General features: G+C 66.9%; 2 pseudogenes. Both read right to left on the bottom strand.

The annotated features are described in order from the left end of the window. A pseudogene (locus AC5P1C_RS43785) lies at nt 1-278 on the bottom strand (2-oxoacid:ferredoxin oxidoreductase subunit beta); the annotation flags it as partial. Continuing rightward, nucleotides 268-1,050: pseudogene (locus AC5P1C_RS43780) on the bottom strand (2-oxoacid:acceptor oxidoreductase subunit alpha); the annotation flags it as partial. The pseudogenes AC5P1C_RS43780 and AC5P1C_RS43785, both read right to left, overlap by 11 nt.

The following is a 1,050-nucleotide window of genomic DNA, read 5'->3' as shown; positions in this document are numbered from 1 at the left end:
GACGCGAGTCCGGTGGCGATGGCGGGGGCGCGGCCGTGGATGGAGTGCATCCCGTAGGTGTTCATGTAGTACGGGAAACGCGAGGAGCAGCCGATCCCGGAGACGAAGACGATGTTCTCCTTGGCCAGGCCGAGTTCGGGCATGAAGCCCTGCACCGCGGCCAGGACCGCATAATCACCGCAACCGGGACACCAACGCACCTCCTGATCGGACTTGAAGTCCCGTGCGGTCTGCGGCACTTCGGTCTTGGGAATGAGAGTGAGTGCCTCAGCGGACATAGAGTGCCTCCTGGAGGACGGTGGCGAGCTGCTCGGCCTTGAACGGCATCCCGTTGACCTGCGTGAAGGACTGGGCATCGACCAGGTATCGGGCGCGGAGGAGCGTCGCCAGCTGGCCCAGGTTCATCTCGGGAATCACCACGCGGTGGTAGGCCCGCAGGACCTCGCCCAGATTTCGCGGGAAGGGGTTGAGGTGGCGCAGATGGGCATGGGCCACGCTCTGGCCGACCGCGCGCAGGCGACGTACCGCCGCGGTGATGGGGCCGTAGGTCGAACCCCAGCCCAGGACGAGCAACTTGGCGTCGCCACTCGCGTCGTCGACTTCGAGGTCGGGCACCTGGATGCCGTCGATCTTGGCCTGGCGGGTGCGGACCATGAAGTCGTGGTTGGCGGGGTCGTAGGAGATGTTGCCGGTGCCGTCCTGCTTCTCGATGCCACCGATGCGGTGTTCGAGACCGGGCGTCCCCGGGATCGCCCACGGACGCGCCAGCGTCTGCGCATCACGCTTGTACGGCCAGAAGACTTCCGCGCCGTCCTCGGTCGTGTGGTTCGGTCCCTGGGCGAACTGCACCCGCAGGTCCGGTAGCTCATCAACCTGCGGGATGCGCCAGGGCTCGGACCCGTTGGCCAGATAGCCGTCGCTCAACAAGAACACCGGCGTGCGGTAGGTGACCGCGATCCGCGCCGCCTCCAGGGCCGCATCAAAACAGTCCGCGGGCGTCTTCGGCGCCACGATCGGCACCGGCGCCTCACCATTACGCCCGAACATCGC

This window comes from Streptomyces sp. A18 (genome assembly GCF_059026065.1).
Note: the sequence above shows the minus strand (reverse complement) of the source record. Positions and strands in the feature narration are given on the sequence as shown.